Raw genomic sequence first — 15,618 nt, forward strand, 5'->3', positions numbered from 1 at the left:
AACACCATGACATCACCGATGTTCGAAAAGATCGCGCTGGTCGGCATCGGCCTGATCGGCTCGTCGCTGGCCCGCGTAATCCATCGCGAAGGCCTTGCCGGTCATGTCGCCATCTCGACGCGCAGCGAAACGACGCTGGCGCGGGCGAAACAACTCGGCCTCGGCTCCTCCTACACGTCGGATGCGAAAGAGGCGGTCGGCGATGCCGACCTGGTCATCGTTTCGGTGCCGGTCGGTTCTTCGGGCGAGGTCGCCGAGGAAATCGCGCCGGCGCTGAAGCCGGGCGCGATCCTCACCGATGTCGGCTCGACCAAGGCGTCGGTCATCGCGCAGATGCAGCCGCATGTGCCTGCCGGCGTGCATTTCATTCCCGGCCATCCACTGGCCGGCACTGAAAAATCGGGCCCGGACGCCGGCTTTGCCGAATTGTTCGAAAACCGCTGGTGCATCTTCACGCCGCTACCCGGCACCGATCCCGAGGCGCTGGAAAGGCTCTCGGAATTCTGGCGCCGCTGCGGCTCCAACATCGACACGATGGATCCCCAGCATCACGACATGACATTGGCCATCGTCTCGCACCTGCCGCACATCATCGCCTATAACATCGTCGGCACCGCCGACGATCTGGAGTCGGTGACCAAGTCCGAGGTCATAAAATATTCGGCCTCCGGCTTTCGCGACTTCACGCGCCTTGCCGCGTCCGACCCGACGATGTGGCGGGACGTCTGCCTGCACAACAAGGATGCCATCCTCGAAATGCTGGCGCGGTTCTCGGAGGATCTGGCCTCGCTGCAGCGGGCGATCCGCTGGGGCGACGGCGAAAAGCTGTTCAACCTGTTCACCCGCACCCGCGCCGTGCGCCGCTCGATCATCGAGGCCGGCCAGGACATCGACGTGCCGGACTTTGGCCGGCAGGCAGTCGAGCATCCGGCCAAGGGATAGAGCATCGGACCCGTACCGGTTTTATGTGAAATCCGATGCTCAAGCAAAAGATAGAGCGGCGGTACCATCCGATTTGAAGGCCGCCTCGCGCTCAATCCGGCCAGTGAGCCGCCATCATCGCCAGTGTCTCGGCCCTGTCCGGCGCGCCCAGCCTGCCGCCGAAGCGCAGGCATTTGAGCGCGGCGGCGGCGCTGGCAAAGCGCAATGTCCGTTCGATCGGCATGGCCTCGGCCAGCCCGACGGCAAAGGCGCCGTGAAACACGTCGCCGGCGGCAAGCGTATCCACTGCCTTGATCCTTGGCGCGGCGACGTGGCGCACCGACGCCACCGAACGGTCGAACCACCAGCTTCCCGCTGCGCCGCAGGTCACCGCTACGAATGCATCGGTGCGTCTGGCCAGCGCTTCACAGGCCTCCTGCGGGCCTTGCTCCTCGCCGCAGAGGATGAACGCCGCCGGCTCCGACGCGACGATGTGCGAGGCGAGCGGAAACAGCCGTTCCAGCACGGCCCGTGGCGCGGTGTCGGCATCGAGTATGGCTGGACGGCCGTTTGCGCGCGCCGCCGTCAGGGCCAGAGCTGCCGCGCCCGGCCAGCGCACGTCGACCAGGACGGCGTCGAATGCGGTGAGATCCTGAATGGGGAGCGCTTCGGGGTCGGCCTGGGCGAGCTTGTTATAGAACGGAACAATAATGCGCTCGCCATGCGTGTCGACCAGGATGGCCGACAGTGCCGACCGCGCCCCGGCGACGCGCCGGACAAAGCTGCAATCGACGCCTTCGGCCTCAATGCCTGCGACCAGCTGATCGCCGACGAGGTCGTCTCCCGCGCTCGCCCACAGCGATACCTCCGCGCCCAGGCGGCGTGCGGCGCAGGCCGCGCTCGAAGCCATGCCCGAGGCGATCTGGACGCCGTCGGACGCGATGAACTTGCCCTGACGCGCCGGAAGCGTGTCGACGCGAAGGATCGTATCGAGCGTCAGCGCGCCAACACTCAGGAGCTTCACCGGGCGGTTCATCTATCTTCCTGCTTGGCCATGGTCTTTTCGAACTGGAGGTTCGCAATCATCGCCTAATCGACCGGCTTGATGCTGCCCAGAGGGATAAAACCGAGCGAGGCCTTGCCCTTGACGATCTTGAGCGGCATCGACGGTTCGTTGCCAAGCAGCGCCAGCCCGGCAAAGCCGGTTTTGATCTGGCTCTTCTGCTCGGGAATGGCTTTGCCGAGGATTTCCGCCACCGCCTTCGGATCGCTGAGCCTGATCATCAAATCGGCGTCGATCAGCCCGTCGGCATCGACCGAGACCGGCCCGGAAACGGTGACGCGCGCGCTTCCCGACGACAGATCGAGCTTGCCGATATCCACCGCCTGGCCGCGCAGGCTCTCCGTTTGTTTCTTGATCAGCGCCACGCCGTTCTTCAGCGTCACGTCGCCGCTGCCGTCGAGCGGCGGCAGCACGCGGCCATCGATCGCGCCCGGATCGATTTCGAGATCGGTAAAACTCCCGGCATAGTCGATGTCCTGGCCGTTCGGACGCAATTCTCCGACCGCTGTCCCAGCGCTGAACAGCTCGACCGGGTCTGTGCCATCGGCGGGATCGGTCTGGGCTGACAGAGCCTCTGCCTCCAGTGAAACGCGCCGGGGCAGGGGCCAGGACAGTTTGACGTTCGCTCGCAGATTATCCCAGTCGATCCACAGCGGCGCCATCCCCGGCACGGAGGTCCTGAGCGGCCCCTGCAGGTCGGCGCCAGGGGACAGGATCTGGGTGACGTGTGTGACTGCTTTGAGGCTGCCGAGCGAGGCGGCGACGTTCCTGCTGTCGTCCTGATAAGCCAGGCTGTCGCAGGTAACGGCGAAGCTTAAGGGGTAGCCGCTGACCGTGAGATTGACGCAGTCCGCCTCGATGCCATTGCCGTTGAACTCGGCCACCGCTTTGCCGGCTTCGCTCTTGACCCTGTCTGCCAGGTAGAACCAGCCGGCGCTGTAGAGGCCAAACAGCACGACGATGAAAACGCCGAGCCAGAACAGCCGGCGGAGAAAATTCGGCGGGCGTTCGTCATTTGACGTCATGCTGCGGCTCTCGTTGGCGCGTGTTGCAGAGGAGACTGTCGTTTCCGGCAAGATCGGGTAGACGGAGACGGATTGAAAAAACACCGATTCCAGTGCGGTGCTGCAACCAGGCTTGGCGATATGGGCGATTTTTGGGTTTTTGGCTACGGCTCGCTGATCTGGCGGCCGGGATTTGCGCATGTCGAGACGCGGCGGGCCCGCCTCCATGGCTATCGCCGCTCGCTGTGCGTCTACTCCTTCGTGCATCGCGGCACGCGCGAACGGCCCGGCCTGGTGCTCGGCCTCGACCGTGGCGGCTCCTGCATCGGGCTGGCTTTCCGCGTCCCCGGCGATCTGCGCAACGAGGTCATCACCTATCTGCGCGAGCGCGAACTGGTCACCAATGTCTATCTCGAGCGCATGCTTAGCATTCGCCTCGACAAGGGGGGCACGCGTGAGGCCGACAAGGGTTGGGGCGAGAATGGCGGCGAGACGGACGGAGGCGAGACGGTCGAGGCTGTCGCCTATGTCGTCGACCGTACCCACGAGCAATATGCCGGTGCGCTCGATGCGGCCGATGCGGCGAGCGTCGTTCGCGGCGCCGTCGGCCAGTCGGGAAAGAATGAGGACTACGTGTCCAGCACGCTGGAGCACCTCGAGGCGCTGGGGATCCGCGACCATTGGCTGGAAGAGGTGGCGAAACGGATCGCGCCTTTGTGAAGCGCTGGTCGGTGGAAAAGTCGGCCGGCCCTTTGACGTTGGTGCGGCCCGCCATAGGTTAAGCCGGTCACGGGGCTTTTCGCCCGCTTCTTTCCATTCCCCACGGAGATCAGTCTTGCAGAAACGTCGTCTCGGTCAAACCGACCTGTCCATCGCGCCGCTGGTTCTGGGTGGCAACGTCTTCGGCTGGACCGCCGACGAGAAAACCTCTTTCGACCTGCTCGACCGGTTCGTCGGCGCCGGCCTCAACGCCATCGACACCGCCGATGCCTATTCGCGCTGGGTTCCCGGCAACAAGGGCGGCGAATCCGAAACGATCATCGGCAAATGGATGAAAAGCCGCGGCAATCGCGACAAGGTTGTGGTGATCACCAAGGTCGGGTCGGACATGGGGCAGGGCAGGAAAGACCTCTCCGCAGCCTATATCGAAAAGGCCATCGATGCGTCGCTGAAGCGGCTGCAGACCGATGTCGTCGATCTCTATCTGTCGCACTGGCCGGACCCGGCCACCCCTTACGAGGAAACGCTTGGCGCCTATCAGAAGCTGCTCGACAAGGGCAAGATCCGCCACGTCGGCGCCTCCAATCTCGATGCCGGCCAGATGCGCGCCGCGCTCGACGTGGCAAGCTTGCGGGGCCTGCCGCGCTATTCGGTGCTGCAGCCGGAATACAATCTCTACGATCGCGCCTCTTTCGATGGACCGCTGCGCGATCTGTGCATGGCCGAGGATATCGGCGTCATCACCTATTTCAGCCTCGCCAAGGGGTTTTTGAGTGGCAAGTACCGCAGCGAAGCCGATCTCGGCAAAAGCGCGCGTGGCGACGACGTGAAGAACTATCTCAACGCGCGCGGCATGCGCGTCCTGGCGGCACTCGACGCTGTGTCGGCGCGTCACTCGGCCAAGCCGGCGGAAGTGGCGCTCGCCTGGGTGATCGCGCGGCCCGGCGTAGCTGCGCCGATCGCCAGCGCCACGACGCTGGACCAGGTCGACAGCCTCGTCCGCGCCGCATCATTGGAGCTCAGCCCGGACGATATCGCCGAGCTCGACAGCGCGAGCGCATAGACGCCAGCGCGAAGCGGCGGCTTGATCAAACAGCAGCCAAGAATCCTGCGTGGCCTGCGCCGGAAGGCTCCCTGCACGATCGTTCAAGACGCCCTGGTGTGCCCTGCCATACCCTTGCCGGCATCGCGCCTGGATACTGGTATACAGATGGCCGAACAGGTCTTTTCCCATCCGGAACTATGGCAGCAATTGCTCGCGCTTGTGCTGGCATCCGCGGTCGTGATGGGCAGTCCGGGGCCGGCGACGATAAGCGTCACCGCCGTCGGCGCCGCCTTCGGCCTGCGCGATTCGCTCCGCTATGCCTCGGGCATCATTCTTGGTACGGTCGCCGTGCTTTTGGTCGTGGCGACGGGCATTACGACCATGCTCGCCTCTGTGCCGACGCTCACACCGCTCCTGGCAGTGGCATCCGCAGCCTACATCCTCTATCTCGCCTTCAAGATAGCAACGGCCCCGCCTCTGGCCGTGCGTAGCGGCGGGGCGGCGCGTCCCACATTCCTCGGCGGGTTTCTTCTGGCCGTCGCCAACACGAAAGCCTATGTGGCGATTGCCGCCGTATTTGCCGGCACGTCGTCCGCCGGTGAGCTCGATGCAGGAATAAGGTTGGCGGTCCTCGCTTCGATGATCGTCGCCATCCATGTCCTGTGGCTTCTCGCCGGGGCAGCGTTGCGCGGTTCTTGCGCAAGCCGCTAGCCTCGCGGATCATTAATCTGACGTTCGCGGCAACACTGGTGTTGACCACGGCGCTGGCTGTGATTCGCTAGGGGACAGTGCCGCAAGCTTAGATGGTCAGGTCGGGGTATCGGAGCCAAGTTCCCCCAGCCGCTTTACCGCCGTCGGCGGCATTGGCGGCGGGTTTGGCGCCTGGGACGCCTCGATGAGCAGCTGGTCGCAGGCGGCTTCCGTCTCGCCGATCAGCCGTTCCATGAATTCTTGCTTGCCCAAACCCGCCGGGATCGGCGGCAGGAAGCGGGCCTTGATCGTGCCGGGATAGCGCAGGAATTTCCGCCGCGGCCAGTAGAGGCCGGCGACATGGGCGACCGGCACCACCGGAATGCCAAGCTGGGTATAGAGCTCGACGATGCCGTATTTATAGGCCGGCTCGTCGCCCGGCGCCCGGCGCGTGCCCTCGGGATAGATGATCAGCTGGCGGGGATTGCGCGCCAGCTCCTGCCTGGTCGCGGCGACCACCGCTTTCAGCGCCTTCGAGCGGCTGCCGCGGTCGACCGGGATCATCCGCATTTTCAGGATGTACCAGCCGAAGAACGGGATCCAGGTCAGTTCCCGCTTGAGGATGTAGATCGGATCCTGCAGGAACGGGAAAAAGGCGATCGCGTCCCAGAAGGACTGGTGCTTCGGCGCCAGGATGAAGGAACCCTCGGGCAGGTTTTCCTGGCCGGTGATCTCGCTTTTGGTGCCGGCGATCTTGTCATAGAGCCACATGCTGGTGTGTGACCAGAATTTCGGCACGAACCAGGCACGGTGGCGCGGAGACAGGAAATAGTACGGGGTCCAGAGGATCATCTGGACGATCAGATTGACGTAGAAGACGAAGTTGAACGCCAGCGAGCGGACATAAAGCATGCAGGAAGAGCCCGGTGAGGAGGTGTGCGTTGGTTACACCAAGCGCGGGCAAAAAGGAAACCGTGCGATGGCCGGAGATCGATCCGCCTTGATGAAGCCGCGGCCCGTTCGTCAGGCCTGCCACGTCTCTTGCACCAGCCGTTTCTTCAGGCGTGGGGCGGCGAAATCGAGAAACGCACGCAGTTTCACCGGCAGCAGGCCATTGCCGGCATGCACCAGGCTGACCGGCCATGGCTGCGGCTCGAATGCCTCCAGCATGGTGCAGAGGGTGCCCGACCGCACTGCAGCTGCGATCTGGTAGGAAAGCACCCTTGTTAACCCGATGCCGGCAATCGCGGCATCGATCGCCGCTTCCGCGGTGTTGACCCGAAGTCGTGAGCGGATCGGAACGGTGAGGTCGGTCTTGCCCGTGGCAAAAGTCCATGCGGCGGGAGCGGTGAGCCCCTCGAAGGTGACGCAGTTGTGTGCTGCGAGGTCTTTCGGCGCCTCCGGCGTGCCGTGCTCGGCCAGATAGGCCGGGCTTGCGCAAACAACGCGCCGGATCGAGCCGATGCGGGTGGCCACAAGGCTGGAGTCGGGAAGCTGGCCGATGCGGACGGCGAGATCGATGTGCTCCTCGGTCAACTGGGTTATCCGGTCCGCAAGCATCAGCCGAATAGCCACGTCGGGGTAGGCAGCGAGAAAGCCGGTGACGACCGGCAGCACATGCAGGCGGCCAAAGACGATCGGTGCGGTGATGATCAGTTCGCCCGTCGGGGCGCTGTATTCGCCGGCGGCAGTCCGCTCGGCCTCGCCCACCTCGTCGAGAATGCGACGGCAGGCAGCGAGGTAGGCGTGACCTGTGTCGGTCAGCGTCAGCTGCCGCGTCGAGCGATTCAGAAGACGCGTCTTCAGATGCCGCTCCAGGTCGGAGACCTTGCGGCTGACCGTTGCAAGCGGGATGCCGAAACGGCGTCCAGCGGCCGAAAGGCTGCCGGCCTCCGCCGCGGCGACAAAAAGCGACATGGCCTCGAGGCGATCCATATTTCTCCCGGAAAATGGAAGGATAGGTTGCAAATATGGCATCTACATCCGAGCGATGGAAGGGGCCATGTTTTGGCGGCGAGCTGATCAACGAGAAGGAATGCCGATGCCCCGCATCCCTACACCAGCGTCCATAGAGGCCGCGCCTGCTGCGTCGCAGCCGATGTTACATGCCGTCGAGAAGCAACTCGGCGTCGTGCCTAACCTCTTCAGGCTTGTTTCCAATAGCCCGGCTGCGCTTGAAGGCTATCTCAGCCTGTCTGGAGCGCTTGCCAAAGGCCGACTGCCCGCGCCGACGCGCGAGCGCATTGCTCTGGCGGTTGCCGAGGTCAATGGCTGCAACTACTGCCTTTCCGCTCACACCTATCTCGGCAAGACTCTCGCCAAGCTTGATGATGCCGAAATGGTCGCCAATCGCGCGGGCAGTTCCAACGATCCCAAGGCCGCCGCAGCCGTGCGTTTCGCCACCAAGATTGCGCGCGACCGCGGCCATATCGGTGACGAGGATCTCAGCGCCGTCAGGCTCGCAGGCTACGACGATGCGCAGATCATCGAGATCGTCCAGCATGTCGCTCTCAATGTCTGGACCAACTATGTCAATGAGGTCGCCAGGACGGAAATCGACTTTCCGGTCGTTTCTGCCCGCAGGGCAGCCTGAGTCAGTCGCAAGGAGTTCCCATGTCTGAAAGCCGCCCGCCGCTCCCGCCATTCACCGCCGAGACCGCCGCACAGAAGGCACGCATGGCTGAGGATGCCTGGAACTCCCGTGATCCGGCACGGGTCGCGCTTGCCTACACAATCGACAGCCGCTGGCGCAACCGGGCCGAGTTCCTGCAAGGGCGCGAGGCTATCCAGACATTCCTCACACGCAAATAGGGTCGCGAACGCGACTACCGGCTCATCAAGGAGGTCTGGGCCTTCCGCGACAACCGTATCGCCGTGCGTTTCGCTTATGAATGGCACGACCACAGAAGCTCGTGGTTTCGCAGCTACGGCAATGAGAACTGGGAGTTCGATGAGCTTGGATTGATGCGCCTGCGCATCGCCAGCATCAACGACCTGCCGATCCTCGAGGCCGACCGCAAATATCATTGGCCGCTTGGCCGCCGGCCGGACGGTCATCCCTCTCTATCGGAACTCGGCCTTTGAAGGAGGCTTTCGATGAATGCTCAAGTCTTCACCAGCGATGTCGCCTTTACGCCAACCGTCAAGGCGATCCAGGCCCGCAAAGGCTCACGCGAGGCCTATGCCCGCGTCGAACAGCGCGGCAGTTGGCAAGCTGATATCACGCCCGATCTCGCCGCCTTCATCGAGGCGCAGACCAGCGTCTTCCTGTCGACGGCCAATGGTGAGGGCCAGCCCTACATCCAGCATCGCGGCGGGCCGGCCGGCTTCCTCAAGGTGCTTGACGAGCGGACGATCGGCTTCGTCAATTTCTCTGGCAACAGGCAATTCATCACCCAGGGCAATCTGGACGACAACCCGCGCGCTTTCCTGTTCCTGATCGACTATGCGCATCGGCAGCGCATCAAGATTTGGGGCACCGCGCGGGTCGTCGAGCAGGACGCCGAACTGATGGCGAAGCTGATGCCGGAAGGCTACAAGGCGCGCCCGGAGCAGATCATCCTGTTCACGGTTTCGGCCTGGGATTCCAATTGCCCGCAGCACATTCCACAGCGTTTCGAAGCGGCCGATGTGGCGGCGGCGCTGGCTGAGCGGGACAAGCGTATCGAACGTCTCGAACACGAGATCGCGCGGCTGCGCAGCGTCTCAAGCGCCACGCTCAAGGAATGATAGCGCTGCCGGTTCCAGATCGGCTCAGTTCGGCGCAACAGCCTCGGCCAGCGCGATTCCGGTTGGCGTTGGCTTGACCGGCACGATGCCGCGCGCCAGCGCAAGCAGATATTTGTTGTATTCGGTGAACAGCACGCGCAAGGCTCTCGGCTTGGTCAGCCAGCCGCCATTGCCAAGATTGCTGTTGACCACCGGATAGGGCTCGAGCTTGGCCTTGTGCAGCAGCCGGCCCATTTCCAGCAGGCTGCGCGGCATGTGATAGTTGTTGGTGACGAGAATCACGGTGCCATAGGCGTGGTCTTCCACCCACTTGGCACTTTCCTCGGCATTGCCGATCGTGTCGAGCGCGGCACGGTCGATGTCGACGCAGCAGGAAAACAATTCCTTGTCGCCGCGGGTCGCGACCTGAAGCTGGCGGCGGCTGGCGGAAGGATGCACGCCACTGATCAGCAGCCGCTCGCCCTTGCCGGACGCCAGCAGGCCCATGGCCGCGTCGAGACGCGAATGGCCGCCGGTCAGCACGATGATGGCATCGGCCCTTGCCGGATTGGCGGGCGTCGCGAGACGGCTGACGGTGCTGGCGAACCAGCCAAAGCCGCCGGCAAACAACGTTGCCAGCACGAGCAGAAAGAAAGCTGAGATGCGTAGCGCGCTCGCCAATCGGCGGGGCTTGACGCGCTCGCTAGAACGCGTGATCACCAAGGGCAACTGTCCAGCCATTCCGGTCGAGTCGCGCGCGTCCATCGTCCTTATCGTTAACTCTGAAATACGGCGTTTAGTAGGTCGGAAAGCACAAATTTCGTTACGCTAATTCTCTATTCGTGATCACCCTGCTTCCGGCTGGCGGACATCGATGTCGCTGAGATAGGTGACGACGGTGACATGGGAGGTTGCCGCCGTCAGCGCACCGATGACCAGCACCATGAGAACAACGCCGAGATAGCCCGCCGAACCGATGGCGAAATTGCCGAACAGGGCGGTCGCCTGATCGGCCTGCGGCGTCGCCATGTTTCGCGACGACCACCACGAGAAGACGATGAAGACGAACACCGCCGCCGCACCCCCGGCGGCGGCGCCCTTCATGCCGGTGACGAGAAAGTGGTGGCGGAATTCGCGCGCGATAAAGCGCGCTTCGGCGCCGACGAAATGCAGCACCTCGATGATGTGGCCGTTGCCGGCCATGGCGCCGCGCGTCGCGAACACCACGGTCAGCACGGTTGCCGCCAGCATCAGCGCCAACACGGCGATGCCGATGGTCACCGTGGTGCGGGCCATGGCGACCAGCCGGTCGACCCAGGTGCGATGGTCGTCAAGCGAGGCACTGGGCAGTTTCGGCGTGATCGCGGCGCGCATTGCGGCGAAATCGGGAGGGTTGGTCTCGTCTATGGTGACGATGATCAGACGCGGCACCGGCAGCTCGTCGATGTTGAGACCCGAACCCAGCCAGGGTTCCAAAAGCCGCGCCGTGGCATCGCGGTCGACGATCCTGGCGCTCTTCACGCCAGGGAATTCGCCGGCGATCTGCGAGGCCTGGGCAAGTGCTGCCTCGATGTCGAGGCCGTCCATCGGCTTGATCTGGATCGTCGCCTCGCGTGAGATCTGGTTCTCCCAGACCGAGGCGGTGTCGCGCACCAGCGTCACCGCGCCGAAGGTCAGGCAGGAGAGGAATGTCATGATGGCGATCACCAGGACCAGCGCCCGGCCGGCGATGTTCTGGGCGGGCACGATCGGCGCCATCTTGCGCTGAACGCGCTGCGTCCCAGCCCTGTCAGCGTGTTGGTCTTCGACATGGCGAGCGGAAAGGTCAGTCATAGATATCCAGCCTTCCGCCGGACAGGATCATGCGGCGTGCGTCGACCTGTTCCATCAGGCCGAGGTCGTGCGTTGCGATCACCACGGCGGTGCCCAGCCGGTTGAGTTCGATGAACAGCCGCAACAGGCGTCGCGCCAGCGGCGGGTCGACATTCCCGGTTGGCTCATCGGCAAGCAGGATTTCGGGCTGCTCGATCAGCGCCCTGGCGATTGCGGCGCGCTGCTTCTCGCCACCCGACAGCACCGGCGGCAGCACATGCATGCGCTCGCCAAGACCGACCCATTTCAAGAGCTCGGTCACATCGGTGCGGTAGCTGGCCTCCTCGCGCCCGCGCACGCGCAGCGGCAAGGCCACATTCTCATAGGTCGTCATGTGGTCGAGCAGGCGAAAGTCCTGGAACACCACGCCGATGCGCCGCCGCAGATGCGGCAGCTCGGCGCGCGAGATGCGCGAGCGGTCTTTGCCGAAGATGGTGATCAGCCCACGCGTCGGCTTGAGCGACATGAACAAAAGCCGCAGCAGCGTCGTCTTGCCGGCGCCCGAAGGGCCGCTCAGGAACTGGAAGGAGCGCTCCGGTATGTGCAAGGAAATGTCGCGGAGGATTTCCGGACCCATGCCATAGCGGAGGCCGACATTTTCGAAGCGGATCACGTTCGACGACCTGAAACTTGCGGCGGCGACGAGGCAGCCTTCTCTGAGAAAAGACCATCGGCCGGCATGGTTAACCGGCGGTTAATTTTGGGGTTTTTTGGGCGCGTCACAAGGGGTTTCCGGGGGAAACGTTAACCATTTCCGTTTACGCATAAGAAACGAAGAGCGAACAAGTGCGAAGTGCTGAGGCCGCGATGGCTGACGATCGAACCGCGCGCCCGGTTTCCGGCGAAATCATGACCGATACGGCCGCAAATCCTGCGCCGGAACGCATCATGCGTGATCCGCCTGGTGACATCGTCGACGCCGACTACGAGGTGCTGCCGCGTTTAACCGCCAGCACGGGCGTTTCACCGCCGCTTTTGCGCGTGATCACCACGCCATCGATCAAAGGCATGGACATGCTGCGCAAGCCGGTAGCGGCGATGGAACGGCTGCGGGCGTCGCGCGGCGGGCCGATCTTCTGGATCGCCGGCCTCAGTGCCGCGTTTGCAGCCTTCTGGATCTCGGGCGGGCACGCGCTGGTGCGCCAGACGCCGCTTCTTCTGGCGGCGCGACAAGCGGGCGCTGCCCTGACCATTTCAGGCGTTACGTCGCGTATCGATGCGTCCGGGCCGCAACCTGTCCTGTTCGTCGGTGGCGAGGCCGCGAATGACGGCGCCAGCCCGTCGCCATTGCCACCGCTGGAAGTCCGGGTCACCGGCAATGACAGGCGCACAACCCGTTATAGGCTGGCGACATTCAACCGTTCGCTGGCGCCCGGCGAAAGATTTGGCTTTTCCAGCCGGCTCGACGTGCCTAGAAACGGGGTCAAGACCGTCTCGGTCACCTTCGCCAATTAGCGGCGATCATTTCTGGAAGGGCAGCCAATGCCAATTGTGCGCGGCAAGGATATCGAGGTCCTGTTTTCGGCGTCGGCGATCGCCCGCCGCAATCTGGAGCTCGCCAAGGAGATCGCCGGGCACGACTATCACGACCTTCTGGTGATTTCGGTGCTGAAGGGATCGTTCATCTTCGCCGCCGACCTCATCCGCGCCATGCACGATGTCGGCCTGTCGCCGGAGGTCGAGTTCATCTTCATCTCCAGCTACGGCGCCGGCACCACCAGCGGCGAGGTGAGGGTGCTGCGCGACATCGACAATGAGGTCGCCGGCCGAGACGTGCTGTTGATCGACGACATCCTCGAATCCGGCAAGACGCTGTCCTTCACCCGCGACCTGATGCTGTCGCGCGGCGCCAAAAGCTGCGCCATCGCCGTGCTGCTCGACAAGCGCATGCGCCGCCAGACCACGCTCAACGCCGACTATGTCGGCTTCGACTGCCCCGACTATTTCGTCGTCGGCTACGGCATGGATGTGGCCCACGCCTTTCGCGAACTGCCGTTTGTCGGCGTCGTAAAGGGCGACGCCTAGATTTATCTTCGATGCGGTTGCGGTTCAGGAAAAGTCAACTTTTCCACGCCAAAATTCCGCTATGGCAAAGCTCCTGATCGTCGAGGACGATGAATCCGTCCGCACCCTCGCCGCTCGCGCGCTCGAACGCGCCGGGCATATGATCGACATCGCCGCCGACGGCGCGCAAGGGCTTGCCCTGATCCGCGCTGCACGTGGCGGCTACGACCTTGTCGTCTCGGATATCCGGATGCCGGAGATGGACGGCATCCAAATGGCCAAGGCGGCTGCATCGCTTTTCCCGGCGATGAAGATCTTGCTGATGACCGGCTATGCCGACCAGCGCGAGCGCGCCGAGGAATTGAACGGCGTCATTGTGGACGTCGTGCAGAAGCCGTTCACGCTGGCCGAAATCCGCGTGCGCGTCGAACAGGCGCTCGCCTGTTTTGCTTAAGATTCCGCGCGGTCAGGCCGGATCGCAGGTCGCTGCGATTGCCGGCGCGCTGCTCCGGCGCCGGCTGGCGTTGAGCGCGAACAGACCGGCGCCGATGATGAGGGCGGCGCCGATGACGGTGGTCGATCGCGGCACTTCCGCAAAGAACAGGAAGCCCCACAGCGGCGACCAGATGATGCCGGTGTATTCGAAGGTGGCGACGCCGTTGGCCGGCGCCAGCCGGTAGGCCTGCGACAACAAGATCATCCCGGCCGAAGCCACGACGCCGCAGGCGGCCATCGTCAGGAAGTCGATTGACGTCGGCCAGATCCATGGCCTGACCAGGAATTCGAGGCTCGGATGCGTGGCATGAGCTATTCCTGCCAGCCAGAACAGCCCGGCGACCGCTGCAGCGCCCAGGAGATAGACGCCGTTTTGATAGAACGCCATGACCGTGGATGATTCGGTGTCGCCGATCTTGCGGGCCATCAACTGCGAAAAACCGTACAGCACCGCCGAGGCCAGCGACAGCAGCGCCGCCCAGTCGAACAGCCCGGCGCCGGGTCGCAGCATCACCAGCACGCCGAGCATGCCGACCATGACGGTGACCAGCGTCTGCCCCGCTACCCGTTCGCCGAGATAGGGGCCGGCAAGCGCCATGATGAACAGCGGTGCCATGAAATAGAGCGCCACCGCGTCGGCAAGCGGCAGGGCGGCGATCGCCAGGTAGTAGAGCGTGTAGGAGGTGAACAGGATCAAGGCGCGCATCGTCAGCATGCGAAACCGCTTCGAAAAGATCGCCCTGAGCCCGACATCGGCATGAACCAGCACGAGAAGAATGGGCAGGGCGACGATCGAGCGGATCGCCATCACCTCGGTCACCGGATAGGTGCCCGATACGGCCTTGATCAGCGGATCCTGGAGCGAGAACACCAGAACGCCGAGGCAAAGGCTTGCCATGCCGAGGACGATCCGGTTCTGCATGTCGTTCGACGGCTCCTTGCGTGCGCGGCCCGAGAGCCGGGCCCGCGTAACTTTGTTTTATGCATATCGCCCAAAACCGCTTCGCACCCTCGGGTCAGGTCCAGGGTCAGGCCCGAGGACATGCTTTTGGGCGACCTGCATCAAAAAGAACCCGCCACCATTTCGGGCAGCGGGTACGAGTGAGGACTTTTTGGTCCGCAGCCGTTTTCGCAGCCGCATATCCAATGGGTGAAGCGACTATTATCCGCCGTTTGACATGTTGCAAACGAATTGGAATGATGCCAGCGATCAGATTTTCTTATGGCGGACAAATGAAGCCCACGCTCGACAGCGATCTGCTGCGCACCTTCGTCGCGGTCGCCGACGCCGGCAATTTCACCAAGGCTGCGGTGCAGGCCGGCCGTACCCAGTCGGCGGTTTCGATGCAGATGAAGAAGCTCGAGGATATGGTCGGCGACAGCCTGTTCGAGCGCGGCTCGCGGGGTGTGGCGCTGACGCGCCGCGGCGGCGAACTCATCGTCAACGCCCGCCGCATCGTGTCGCTGCTGGACGAGACGGCGGCATCGATGGTCGCGACGCCGCTTGGCGGACCGGTGCGCATCGGCATTCCGGAGGAATATGGCCACGCGATCCTGTCGCGCGCTCTCGGCGCCTTTGCCAAGCGCCATCCTCAGGTCGACATCACCGTCCGCTACGCGCATTCCGGTGCGCAGATCGCGGCGCTCGCCGCCGGCGAGCTCGATCTGGCGGTGGTGTTCGAATGGCAGGACCTCTCCGGCGGTGAGGTGCTGATGCATGATCCCACCGTGTGGGTGACGTCGGAGCTGCACCATATGCATGAGGAGCGGCCGGTGCCGATCGCGCTCTACAATCGCGCCGGCTGGTGCAAGGATTTTGCGATCAAGTCGCTGGAACAGCGTGGTCTCGCCTATCGTGTCGCCTATACCAGCGATACCAATGGCGGCCTGCGGCTTGCCGTCACCTCCGGGCTGGCGATTGCGCCGATCTCGCGCAGCAACATCCCGGCCGGCTGCCGCGAGCTTACCGCCGCCGACGGATTCGGCGACATCGATTCCTCGAACGTGGTGCTGCGGCGCAATCCGAACGCTTCCGGCGAGGCCATCGTCAGCATGGAAGAGGCGATCCGCGAGGCGTTCACCAACCGTTAGAGCAG

At 63.7% G+C, this 15,618-nt stretch carries 17 protein-coding genes and 2 pseudogenes; 11 read left to right on the plus strand and 8 right to left on the minus strand.

Annotated elements, in window-relative coordinates; genetic code table 11:
- Positions 1 to 6 precede the first annotated feature (6 nt).
- Positions 7 to 942, plus strand: a complete 936-nt coding sequence (locus tag AC0L2C_RS28220) for a prephenate/arogenate dehydrogenase family protein (protein ID WP_473524958.1) — start codon at positions 7 to 9, stop codon at positions 940 to 942.
- Between the two features lie 91 nt (positions 943 to 1,033).
- Here the strand turns inward: AC0L2C_RS28220 and AC0L2C_RS28225 are convergent, their stop codons facing one another.
- Positions 1,034 to 1,957 carry a sugar kinase gene (locus AC0L2C_RS28225; RefSeq protein ID WP_287238201.1) on the minus strand — a complete coding sequence of 308 codons (924 nt, stop codon included), beginning with the start codon at positions 1,955 to 1,957 and terminating at the stop codon, positions 1,034 to 1,036.
- Between the two features lie 53 nt (positions 1,958 to 2,010).
- A complete protein-coding gene (locus AC0L2C_RS28230) occupies positions 2,011 to 3,009 on the minus strand; it encodes a DUF2125 domain-containing protein (protein WP_473524959.1) in 999 nt (332 codons plus the stop codon).
- A 120-nt stretch (positions 3,010 to 3,129) separates the two neighbouring features.
- Between AC0L2C_RS28230 and AC0L2C_RS28235 the strand changes: the two genes are divergently transcribed.
- From AC0L2C_RS28235 to AC0L2C_RS28245, 3 genes and pseudogenes are all read left to right on the plus strand, one after another.
- Positions 3,130 to 3,708: a gamma-glutamylcyclotransferase gene (locus AC0L2C_RS28235; protein ID WP_023797202.1), complete on the plus strand. Its 579-nt coding sequence runs from the start codon at positions 3,130 to 3,132 to the stop codon at positions 3,706 to 3,708.
- 115 nt (positions 3,709 to 3,823) lie between these two features.
- Positions 3,824 to 4,771, plus strand: coding sequence for an aldo/keto reductase (locus AC0L2C_RS28240; protein ID WP_128168732.1), 948 nt, complete (start codon positions 3,824 to 3,826; stop codon positions 4,769 to 4,771).
- A 147-nt stretch (positions 4,772 to 4,918) separates the two neighbouring features.
- Positions 4,919 to 5,535: pseudogene (locus AC0L2C_RS28245) on the plus strand (LysE family translocator).
- Between the two features lie 25 nt (positions 5,536 to 5,560).
- Here the strand turns inward: AC0L2C_RS28245 and AC0L2C_RS28250 are convergent.
- Complete coding sequence (locus tag AC0L2C_RS28250; RefSeq protein ID WP_023797205.1) at positions 5,561 to 6,355, minus strand: lysophospholipid acyltransferase family protein; 795 nt, start codon at positions 6,353 to 6,355, stop codon at positions 5,561 to 5,563.
- A gap of 111 nt (positions 6,356 to 6,466) precedes the next feature.
- A complete protein-coding gene (locus AC0L2C_RS28255; protein ID WP_473524960.1) occupies positions 6,467 to 7,378 on the minus strand; it encodes a LysR family transcriptional regulator in 912 nt (303 codons plus the stop codon).
- Positions 7,379 to 7,484: 106 nt separating this feature from the next.
- Between AC0L2C_RS28255 and AC0L2C_RS28260 the strand changes: the two genes are divergently transcribed.
- The 3 genes and pseudogenes from AC0L2C_RS28260 to AC0L2C_RS28270 all read left to right on the plus strand — a co-directional run bounded on the left by AC0L2C_RS28260 (position 7,485) and on the right by AC0L2C_RS28270 (position 9,172).
- A complete protein-coding gene (locus AC0L2C_RS28260; protein ID WP_473524961.1) occupies positions 7,485 to 8,036 on the plus strand; it encodes a carboxymuconolactone decarboxylase family protein in 552 nt (183 codons plus the stop codon).
- Between the two features lie 20 nt (positions 8,037 to 8,056).
- Positions 8,057 to 8,527 (plus strand): annotated as a pseudogene (locus AC0L2C_RS28265) (nuclear transport factor 2 family protein).
- Between the two features lie 12 nt (positions 8,528 to 8,539).
- A complete protein-coding gene (locus tag AC0L2C_RS28270) occupies positions 8,540 to 9,172 on the plus strand; it encodes a pyridoxamine 5'-phosphate oxidase family protein (protein WP_473524962.1) in 633 nt (210 codons plus the stop codon).
- A 24-nt stretch (positions 9,173 to 9,196) separates the two neighbouring features.
- Here the strand turns inward: AC0L2C_RS28270 and AC0L2C_RS28275 are convergent, their stop codons facing one another.
- From AC0L2C_RS28275 to ftsE, 3 genes are all read right to left on the minus strand, one after another.
- Positions 9,197 to 9,916, minus strand: a complete 720-nt coding sequence (locus AC0L2C_RS28275) for a YdcF family protein (protein ID WP_128246093.1) — start codon at positions 9,914 to 9,916, stop codon at positions 9,197 to 9,199.
- A gap of 81 nt (positions 9,917 to 9,997) precedes the next feature.
- Positions 9,998 to 10,984 (minus strand): cell division protein FtsX, encoded by a 987-nt coding sequence (locus tag AC0L2C_RS28280; RefSeq protein WP_473524963.1) that lies wholly within the window; start codon positions 10,982 to 10,984, stop codon positions 9,998 to 10,000.
- Positions 10,977 to 11,636, minus strand: a complete 660-nt coding sequence (gene ftsE / locus AC0L2C_RS28285) for a cell division ATP-binding protein FtsE (protein ID WP_023797212.1) — start codon at positions 11,634 to 11,636, stop codon at positions 10,977 to 10,979. Before ftsE ends, AC0L2C_RS28280 begins: the two co-directional genes overlap by 8 nt.
- 194 nt (positions 11,637 to 11,830) lie before the next feature.
- Here ftsE and AC0L2C_RS28290 point away from each other — a divergent pair, with 194 nt between their 5' ends.
- The 3 genes from AC0L2C_RS28290 (at position 11,831) to AC0L2C_RS28300 (ending at position 13,481) form a co-directional block, all read left to right on the plus strand.
- Complete coding sequence (locus AC0L2C_RS28290) at positions 11,831 to 12,478, plus strand: hypothetical protein (RefSeq protein WP_128168725.1); 648 nt, start codon at positions 11,831 to 11,833, stop codon at positions 12,476 to 12,478.
- Positions 12,479 to 12,505: 27 nt separating this feature from the next.
- Entirely contained in the window at positions 12,506 to 13,048 is a 543-nt protein-coding gene (gene hpt, locus AC0L2C_RS28295; RefSeq protein ID WP_023797214.1) for a hypoxanthine phosphoribosyltransferase, read from the plus strand.
- Positions 13,049 to 13,109: 61 nt separating this feature from the next.
- Positions 13,110 to 13,481, plus strand: coding sequence for a response regulator (locus AC0L2C_RS28300; RefSeq protein WP_287238194.1), 372 nt, complete (start codon positions 13,110 to 13,112; stop codon positions 13,479 to 13,481).
- 12 nt (positions 13,482 to 13,493) lie between these two features.
- Here the strand turns inward: AC0L2C_RS28300 and AC0L2C_RS28305 are convergent, their stop codons facing one another.
- Positions 13,494 to 14,444 carry a DMT family transporter gene (locus AC0L2C_RS28305; protein WP_023797216.1) on the minus strand — a complete coding sequence of 317 codons (951 nt, stop codon included), beginning with the start codon at positions 14,442 to 14,444 and terminating at the stop codon, positions 13,494 to 13,496.
- Positions 14,445 to 14,755: 311 nt separating this feature from the next.
- Here AC0L2C_RS28305 and AC0L2C_RS28310 point away from each other — a divergent pair, with 311 nt between their 5' ends.
- Positions 14,756 to 15,613: a LysR family transcriptional regulator gene (locus AC0L2C_RS28310; RefSeq protein ID WP_091593075.1), complete on the plus strand. Its 858-nt coding sequence runs from the start codon at positions 14,756 to 14,758 to the stop codon at positions 15,611 to 15,613.
- The last annotated feature ends 5 nt before the right edge of the window (positions 15,614 to 15,618 follow it).

The organism is Mesorhizobium sp. WSM4845 (genome assembly GCF_055811455.1).